Raw genomic sequence first — 7,774 nt, forward strand, 5'->3', positions numbered from 1 at the left:
GTTGATGGAGCTCTACATCATGAACCGGCGCGTCAAGCAGCGGCTCGACGACATCGGCGTCTCGGTGCATGCGACCTGGGTCGGCAATTACTGCACCTCGCTGGAAATGGCCGGCGCCTCGCTGACGCTGGAGCATCTCGACGGCGAGTTGGAGGCACTGCTCGACCATCCTTGCGACTGCGCCATGTTCCGCGCCGGCTGAGGGAATTTCCATGACAGCCATCGGAACGGCAGAGCTGAAGAGAATGTTCGACGCCATCGCTGCGGCGATCGAGGCCGATAAGGACAGGCTCTGCCAACTCGACGGCGTCATCGGCGACGCCGACCACGGGATCGCCATGGCGCTCGGCTTCAATGCCGCGCGCGATGCGCTCGCCGCGCTCGATCTTGTGGCGATCGAGCCGACGGCGCTGCTCAACACTGCGGCGAAATCCTTCCTCAACGCCGTCGGCGCCTCGTCGGGCCCGCTTTATGCGACCGCCTTGATGCGCGCCGCCGCCGCCGTCAAAGGCAAGGCGACGCTGGCGGCAGACGATGTCATCGCCATGGTCCAGGCGATGGCGCAAGGCATCAAGGATCGCGGCAAGGCCGAAATCGGCGAAAAGACGATGATCGACGCCTGGCAGCCGGCGGCCGAGGCGGCCGCCGCCGCGCACGCCGCGGGCAAAAGCCTGGCCGAGAGCCTGCAGGCCGCGCTGACCGCCGCCGAAAGCGGCGCCGAAGCGACCAAGGACATGATCGCGGCCAAGGGCCGATCCTCGCGGCTCGGCGAGCGTTCGCTCGGCCATATCGACCCGGGTGCTGCCTCGGCCGTCACCGTCATCGGCGCGATGCGAAGCAGTCTCAATTAGGCCTTGGCTGCATCCAAACGGTTGATCGCCTGAACATTGCCGGCCGACGGCCCCTTCTCGTCGAATTCCGAGGCGAGCCAGGTATCGACGATCGCCTTGGCGAGCTCCGGACCGATGACGCGGGCGCCCATGGTGATGATCTGGGCGTTGTTGGATTTCGCCGCGCGCTCGGCCGAATAGGTGTCGTGGGTGAGTGCGGCGCGGATGCCCGGCACCTTGTTGGCCGAGATCGAGACGCCGATGCCGGTGCCGCAGAACAGGATGCCGCGATCGTTCTCGCCGTCGACGATGGTCTGGGCGAGCTTTTGCGACAGATCGGCATAGTAGCCGGCCTGGCTGAGGTCGCTGACGCTGAGGCCGGATTTGGTGGCGAGGTGGGCGGCGATGACGTCGAGCAAGGGCTTGCCGGCGCTGTCCGCTCCAATGGCTATTCGCATGATCTTGTCCTTTCCTGTTCGAATGATGTCAGATCGCGGCTGAGGCGCGCTGGAGGATGTCGATGTAGCCTTGCGCCCGCCAGGCGGAGCGGCCGATGAAGAGGCCGTCAATGTTTGGTTGGCCGATCAGCTCGGCCGCGTTGCCGGGGTTGACGCTGCCGCCGTAGAGCACCGGCGGCACCGAAGGCAGCAGGCCGCCGGCAACCGTTTTGATCAGCGCCTGTTGCCTGTCGGCATAGTCGGAGCTGGCCGGAATGCCCTTGTCACCGATCGCCCAGACGGGCTCATAGGCGAACAGGATTTTTGCTCCCCTCGCCTCGCCTTCGAGGAATTGCAGCGCGCCCTCGACCTGCGCGGTCAACACGGCATCGGCCTTGCCGCTCTCCCGCTCGGCGAGCGTCTCGCCGACGCAGATCAGCGGGATCAGCCCGTGCCTGACCGCCGCCGCCGTCTTCAGGCCGACCGTGTGGTCGGTCTCGCCGAAATGCTGGCGCCGCTCGCTGTGGCCGAGCTCGACCAGGTCGAGGCCGCAATCGCCGAGCATCAGCGGCGATATCTCGCCGGTCCAGGCGCCGGCATCGGCCCAATGCATGTTCTGGGCACCGACCTTGATGCGCGTCGATGCCAGCGCCTGCTTGACCTCGCGCACCGCCGTGAAGGGCGGAATGACGAAGGGCTGGATGCGCTGGTCGAACCCCGGCGCGAAGCCGGCCAGCGCCTTGGCGAAAGCGAGCGCCTCGGCGAGCGTCTTGTTCATCTTCCAGCTTGTACCGACCCAGTAGACCACGCGTACCACTCCCCTATTCCTTGCCGTCGACAACCGTCAGTGAAACCCCTGTGGCTTCCAGCTCGTCACGCACGGGCTGGCCGAGTTCGCTGCCGGTGAAGACCGCGTCGAACGCCTTGAGGTCGGTGAGAAAATGCAGCGCCGTGCGGCCGAACTTGCCGTGATCGACCAGCAGATATTTGCGCCCCGCCGCCGCCATCATCAGGCGCTTGGTCTGCACCACCTCTTGGTCCTGGTGGAAGGCCGAGCTGCCGTGGATGGCCGACGACGACAGGAAGGCGACGTCGGCACGCAGCGATTTCAGCGTCTCCTCGGCGAGCAGGCCGAAGAAGCCGTGGAACTTCTTGCTGTACTGGCCGCCGAGCGCGATCAGCGTGATGCCGCCGACACCGGCGAGATCCTGGATGACGGCGAGATTGTTGGAGATCACCGTCAGCGGGCGAAGATCGGCGAGGTGCCCGGCGATGCCGCCCGCCGTCGAGCCGTCATCGATAATCACCGTCTGCCCCGGCTCGATCATGGCGACGGCGGCGGCGGCAAGGCGCAGCTTCTCACCGACCGCCTGCTTTTGCCGGTAGCGGAAATCGCTCTCGAACAGGCCGCTCGGTTGGATCGAGGCGCCGCCTCGCACCTTGCGGAGGAAGCCGTTCTCCTCCAGCTCGTCGAGGTCGCGATGAACGGTCATCTTCGAGACGCCGAAGCGCGCGGCGAGATCCTCGACGGAGGCGGTGCCGGCCTCCATCAGGAAATCCATGACGCCTTGCCGGCGGCTGTCGCTCTTCACTCCGCGGTTCCTCCGAGCGTCCGGGCGCCTTGGTCGCTCTTCCATATATAACAACAGATATCGCATTCATATCACAATATCTGTGATAATGTGACAATGGCGTGGGATTTTCTTTTGCCGGAGATTGCCGACCTGTAACAAGAATTGCTCCCTGCGACGCGCCGGACGGTTGCGGTCCGTCGGGATTCCGGCCAGAAGCATCGGCGGGCTGGACGACGGTCGAACAGCCAGCAACCGAATTCGAAACCAGTTACGGGAGACTATTGGGTGGCTCGCATCACACTGAGACAATTGCTCGACCATGCCGCCGAACACGGCTATGGCGTGCCGGCCTTCAACATGAACAACATGGAACAGGGCCTCGCCATCATGGAGGCGGCCGAGGAGACCAAGTCGCCGGTCATCCTGCAGGCCAGCCGCGGCGCGCGCGCCTATGCCAATGACGTGGTGCTGGCCAAGCTGATCGACGCGCTGGTCGAAATCCACCCCGACATCCCGGTCTGCATGCATCTCGACCACGGCAACAACGAAGCGACCTGCGTCACCGCGATCCAGTACGGCTTCACCTCGGTGATGATGGACGGCTCGCTCAAGGAAGACGGAAAGTCGCCGGCCGACTACGCCTACAATTCAGGCATCACGCGCCGCGTCGTCGACATGGCGCATTGGGGCGGCGTCTCGGTCGAAGGCGAGATCGGCGTGCTCGGCTCGCTGGAAAGCGGCGGCGGCGAGCAGGAAGACGGCCACGGCGTCGAGGGCGCGATCAGCCACGACCAGCTTCTGACCGATCCGGAACAGGCGGTGGAGTTCGTCAAGGACACGCATGTCGACGCGCTGGCGGTTGCCATGGGCACCAGCCACGGCGCCTACAAATTCTCGCGCAAGCCGGACGGCGCGGTGCTGGCGATGAACGTGATCGAGGAGATCCACCGCCGCCTGCCGAACATGCACCTGGTCATGCACGGCTCGTCGTCGGTGCCGGAGGATCTGCAGGAGATCATCAACAAGTACGGCGGCCAGATGAAGCCGACCTGGGGCGTTCCGGTCGAGGAGATCCAGCGCGGCATCAAGCACGGCGTACGCAAGATCAACATCGACACCGACAACCGCATGGCGCTGACCGGCGCGATCCGCAAGGTGCTGACCGAGAACCCGAGCGAGTTCGACCCGCGCAAGTACCTGACGCCGGCGATGGCCGCGATGAAGAAGCTCTGCAAGGAGCGCTTCGAGCAGTTCGGCACCGCCGGCAACGCGCCGAAGATCAAGCCGATCCCGCTGTCGGACATGGCCAAGCGCTACAAGGCGGGCAGCCTCGATCCGAAGTTCGGCTGAGGTCTGTTCCGACCCGGTTCAAACGGCGTGAGCCACAGCGGCTCGCGCCCATTTACTTTGCCTGCGGCGACAGATCCGATCGTCCGGCGTCGATGAACGGCGCCCAATAGTCGACGGATTCGCGGATCATTGCGACGACCTGGTGGTCGACCGGCTCGCGCTCGCGGAAGGACAGTTCCAGGCAGATCTCGTTGTCGGTGCCGCCGCCGCGCCGCACAGTCTCCAGGAATTTCTCCGGAGTAATGCGGCCATCCCTGTTGTAGGCGGCGGTGAAGGGCCAGTGGCCGCCCTTGTTCATCGACGACTGCTTGATGTGGATGATCGGCGACTCTTTCGGGAAAGCCTCGGCCCAGGCATAGGGGTCGATGTCGGCGGGATTGCTGGAGGTGACGTCGCCATGGTCGATGTCGACCATCATCTTCAACGGGATGGCGAGGCCCGCAGCTTCGATCTCGCTGTGCAGCGCGCGGCAGCTTTCGATGGTGTGGCCGAACTCGCGACCGACCGACATAGGTTCCCAGAACAGATAGGTGAGACCCGCGGCCTTCGCATGATCGGCGACCTCACGCCAGCATTCCATCGCGATGTCGAGCAGCCGGGCGCGGCGCTCAGGGTCGTCGTAATCCTTGTGGGTGAAGATCGCGAACTGCGTGCCGATGCCGATGGCGCCGAGCTCGGCCGAAATGGCGGCGAAGGTCTTGAACCAGTCTACATAGTAGCGGCGCACGTCGGCATCGGGATGGCCGAAATGGTTGAGCCGGCCATAGGGGCCGGTCATGCCGGACGTGATGCGCACGCCGGTGCGGTCGAGCGCGGCGCGGAACAGGCGGACGAATTTGGCGATCGTCGCCGCGGGCCAGCCGGGATTTACGAATTCATGCGTGAGCTGGACGTCCCTTATGCCGATGTCATAGGCGATGGCGTCGATCAGGTCGTCCGGATCGGCAAAGCGGTTGACCAGCGGGTTGGTGTTGAGGGAGAGCGTGAAGGCCAAATTCCAGACTCCTATTCAGGCCTGCCCGACAGCGTGACGACCGATGGCGCACGCACCCGAACCGCCGACATGAAGCGCAATCATTGCAGCACGCTGCCGGCGCGCCGGTTGAGCTCCTGGCGGTATTTCTCGGCGTCCCAGTTCAGGAGCTCGGCATTCTCCTCGATGCTGAGATAGTTGACGCGCGCCGTCGGATCGACGCGGATGACGACATCGGCGAGGCAGCGCGCCATCGCCTCGGCGCCGGCATTGGCATCCCGGCGCATCAGTATGCCCTTGCCGGGGAAGAGGATGGAGGCTGGAGCCGGCTGCCCGGCAGCCGTTGTCCGCGCCACCACGGCGGCGGCATTCTCGTTCGGACCGGCGATCGCCGAGCCGATGCCGAGAAAGATCACGTGGTCCGGGTAGAGACTGCCCGAGGCGGCGATCCGGCAACTGGCGAGATCGGTGGCGGCGGCGTGCGCCTCGATCGCGACCGGAAGGCGGTAGGCACTACCCATGGCGAGCCTGATCAGCGCGTCGATGTCGGGCGCAGGCGCCTTGCGCGGCGCGCGGGCAAGCAGGCCAGTGACGCGCCGCAGCAATAGGTTTGCCTCGGTGACCGTCTCGGCCGCGACCACCAGCCCATGGTTGCCGAGCACGAGCACGTCGGTGCGCGGCTTCAGCCGTTCGGCGATGCCTTGCGCCAGCGGCAGGCCCGGCCGGCGATAGGGCACGAAGGCCCAGTCGAGGCCGCGCAGGCGTTCCTCCAGCAGCGCCTCGGCGTTGGCCTGGACGGCGATCGCGATGGTCTCGACGCAGTGGACATGGACGACGACCTTTCGCGGCAGCAATGCATGCACCGTCGTCTCAATGGACGGGCGCAACTGGTGCGGGTTGAGCTCGGCAAGCGTGAACACGGCGGCCTTCTCGGCCGCCGGGTCGTTGCGCGCGACGGCATCGAGCAAGGGCGCCAGCGCCACCGGGACCATGATGTCGTTGCTGGCCGCGTTCATCAGCCAGGTGCCGGAGGCCTTGATCCACAGCATACCGGCCTCTTTGAAAGAGGTGTTGCCACCGGCGCCCTGGACCAGAAGAGGATCAGCGCCGACACTGGCGGACAGGACGCGCAACGCCTGCAATTCGGCGGCATCGTGATCATTGCGTTCTGCCATCAGCCGGCCTTTGCCAATCGGTTCGCGCACCAGTCCTCGAAGGTGCCTCTCTCAGCGGCCGAGAGATGCAGACCGTGCTTGGTGCGGCGGTCGAGGATGTCGGCGGCGGTCGACGCCCACTCATGCTCGAACAGGTAGCTCGCCTCGCGCTCGAAGAAATCCCTGCCAAAGTGCCGCCCGAGCTGCTCGAGCGATCCGGCATTGCCGACCAGAGCGCGTGTCCGCGTGCCATAGAGCCGGCCATAATGCTTGAGCAGCGAGGCCGGCATCCAGGGGTAGTCGCGGCCGAGGTCGCCGAGGAACTGCTCGAAGTCGGCATTGGCGATGTCGCCGCCCGGCAGATGCGCAGCGGAAGTCCACGCCTTGCCCATTCTCGGAAAGAACGGCTGGATGCGGTCGAGCGCGTGCTCGGCGAGCTTGCGGAAGGTGGTGATCTTGCCGCCGAAGACGGAGAGCAGCGGCGCCTGCCCGGTCGGCGCGTCCAGCTCGAAAATATAGTCGCGCGTCACCGCGCTCGGATTGTCGGCATTGTCGTCATAAAGCGGCCTGACGCCGGAGAACGAGTAGACGACGTCGCCGCGCGTCAGGCCGCGCTTGAAGTAGCGATTGACGACCTTGATCAGGTAGTCGATCTCGCTCTCCTCCGCCGCCACGTCTTCCGGCCGCCCTTCATAGGGAATGTCGGTGGTGCCGATCAGCGCCAGGTCGTTCTGATAGGGATTGATGAAGATGACGCGCTTGTCGTTGTTCTGGACGAGATAGGCCTGCCGCCCCTCCCAGAATTTCGGCACGACGATGTGGCTACCCTTGACCAGGCGGACATTGCGCTTGGAGTTCTGCCCGGCGACGCGGTTGACGACATCGTTGACCCAGGGGCCGGCGGCATTGATCAGCGCCTTTGCCCGGACCGTGGTCTTCACGCCGGTCCTGCCGTCGCGCATCTCGACCGACCACAGGCCCTTGTCGCGACGGGCGGCGGTGCAAGCGGTGCGGGTGAAGACCCTCGCCCCGCGCTCCGCCGCGTCCAGGGCGTTGATGACGACGAGGCGGGCATCGTCGACCCAGCAGTCGGAATATTCGAAACCACGCTTGAAAGCGTCCTTGATCGGCGCGCCCTCTGGCGCCGTGCGCAGGTTCAGCGTACGCGTGGCCGGCAGCCGCTTGCGGCCGCCGAGATGATCATAGAGGAACAGGCCGATGCGGACCAGCCAGGCCGGCCGATCGTCGGGGCTGTGCGGCAGCACGAAGCGCATCGGCCAGATGATGTGCGGGGCGGATTCCAAGAGCACCTCGCGCTCGATCAGCGCTTCCCGCACCAGCCGGAACTCGTAATATTCGAGATAGCGCAGGCCGCCATGGACCAGCTTGCCGGAGCGTGAGCTGGTGCCTTCGGCGAGATCGTCCTTCTCGCACAGGATGACGGACAGGCCACGGC

The 7,774-nt window shown here is 65.4% G+C and carries 9 protein-coding genes; 3 read left to right on the forward strand and 6 right to left on the reverse strand.

Annotated elements, in window-relative coordinates; all coding sequences use genetic code 11:
- Together EN745_RS24885 and dhaL are read left to right on the forward strand one after the other, a co-directional pair.
- A partial coding sequence (locus tag EN745_RS24885) for a dihydroxyacetone kinase subunit DhaK (protein WP_189363153.1) occupies positions 1-202 on the forward strand: 202 nt, incomplete at its 5' end.
- 10 nt (positions 203-212) lie between these two features.
- Positions 213-851 (forward strand): dihydroxyacetone kinase subunit DhaL, encoded by a 639-nt coding sequence (dhaL, locus tag EN745_RS24890; RefSeq protein WP_126056067.1) that lies wholly within the window; start codon positions 213-215, stop codon positions 849-851.
- On the opposite strand, the gene EN745_RS24895 is transcribed toward dhaL, so the two are convergent.
- Genes EN745_RS24895 through EN745_RS24905 form a run of 3 tightly spaced genes read right to left on the reverse strand, consistent with a single transcriptional unit; the run spans position 848 to position 2,859 of the window.
- Positions 848-1,288 carry an RpiB/LacA/LacB family sugar-phosphate isomerase gene (locus EN745_RS24895; RefSeq protein WP_126056068.1) on the reverse strand — a complete coding sequence of 147 codons (441 nt, stop codon included), beginning with the start codon at positions 1,286-1,288 and terminating at the stop codon, positions 848-850. The genes dhaL and EN745_RS24895 overlap by 4 nt on opposite strands.
- A gap of 28 nt (positions 1,289-1,316) precedes the next feature.
- Positions 1,317-2,075, reverse strand: a complete 759-nt coding sequence (locus EN745_RS24900; RefSeq protein ID WP_126059196.1) for a triose-phosphate isomerase — start codon at positions 2,073-2,075, stop codon at positions 1,317-1,319.
- Positions 2,076-2,088: 13 nt separating this feature from the next.
- On the reverse strand, positions 2,089-2,859 hold the full coding sequence (locus EN745_RS24905; RefSeq protein WP_126056069.1) for a DeoR/GlpR family DNA-binding transcription regulator: 771 nt from the start codon (positions 2,857-2,859) through the stop codon (positions 2,089-2,091).
- 267 nt (positions 2,860-3,126) lie between these two features.
- Here EN745_RS24905 and fba point away from each other — a divergent pair, with 267 nt between their 5' ends.
- Positions 3,127-4,191 (forward strand): class II fructose-bisphosphate aldolase, encoded by a 1,065-nt coding sequence (gene fba / locus EN745_RS24910; protein ID WP_127310708.1) that lies wholly within the window; start codon positions 3,127-3,129, stop codon positions 4,189-4,191.
- A 52-nt stretch (positions 4,192-4,243) separates the two neighbouring features.
- On the opposite strand, the gene EN745_RS24915 is transcribed toward fba, so the two are convergent.
- From EN745_RS24915 to EN745_RS24925, 3 genes are all read right to left on the reverse strand, one after another.
- Positions 4,244-5,185, reverse strand: a complete 942-nt coding sequence (locus tag EN745_RS24915) for a TIM barrel protein (protein ID WP_127422499.1) — start codon at positions 5,183-5,185, stop codon at positions 4,244-4,246.
- An 80-nt stretch (positions 5,186-5,265) separates the two neighbouring features.
- On the reverse strand, positions 5,266-6,339 hold the full coding sequence (locus EN745_RS24920; RefSeq protein ID WP_127422500.1) for a class II aldolase/adducin family protein: 1,074 nt from the start codon (positions 6,337-6,339) through the stop codon (positions 5,266-5,268).
- The coding region (locus tag EN745_RS24925; RefSeq protein WP_127422501.1) for a glycerol-3-phosphate dehydrogenase at positions 6,339-7,774 on the reverse strand (1,436 nt) is incomplete at its 5' end. The genes EN745_RS24925 and EN745_RS24920, both read right to left, overlap by 1 nt.

Origin of the sequence: Mesorhizobium sp. M4A.F.Ca.ET.022.05.2.1, assembly GCF_003998845.1 — a bacterium.
In the GTDB taxonomy this organism is placed as follows: domain Bacteria; phylum Pseudomonadota; class Alphaproteobacteria; order Rhizobiales; family Rhizobiaceae; genus Mesorhizobium.

Bases quoted from the DNA above. Each gene is read 5' to 3' on its own strand.
- dhaL (WP_126056067.1), top strand. From the start codon at position 213: ATGACAGCCATCGGAACGGCAGAGCTGAAGAGAATGTTCGACGCCATC.
- EN745_RS24920 (WP_127422500.1), bottom strand. From the start codon at position 6,339: ATGGCAGAACGCAATGATCACGATGCCGCCGAATTGCAGGCGTTGCGC.
- EN745_RS24895 (WP_126056068.1), bottom strand. From the start codon at position 1,288: ATGCGAATAGCCATTGGAGCGGACAGCGCCGGCAAGCCCTTGCTCGAC.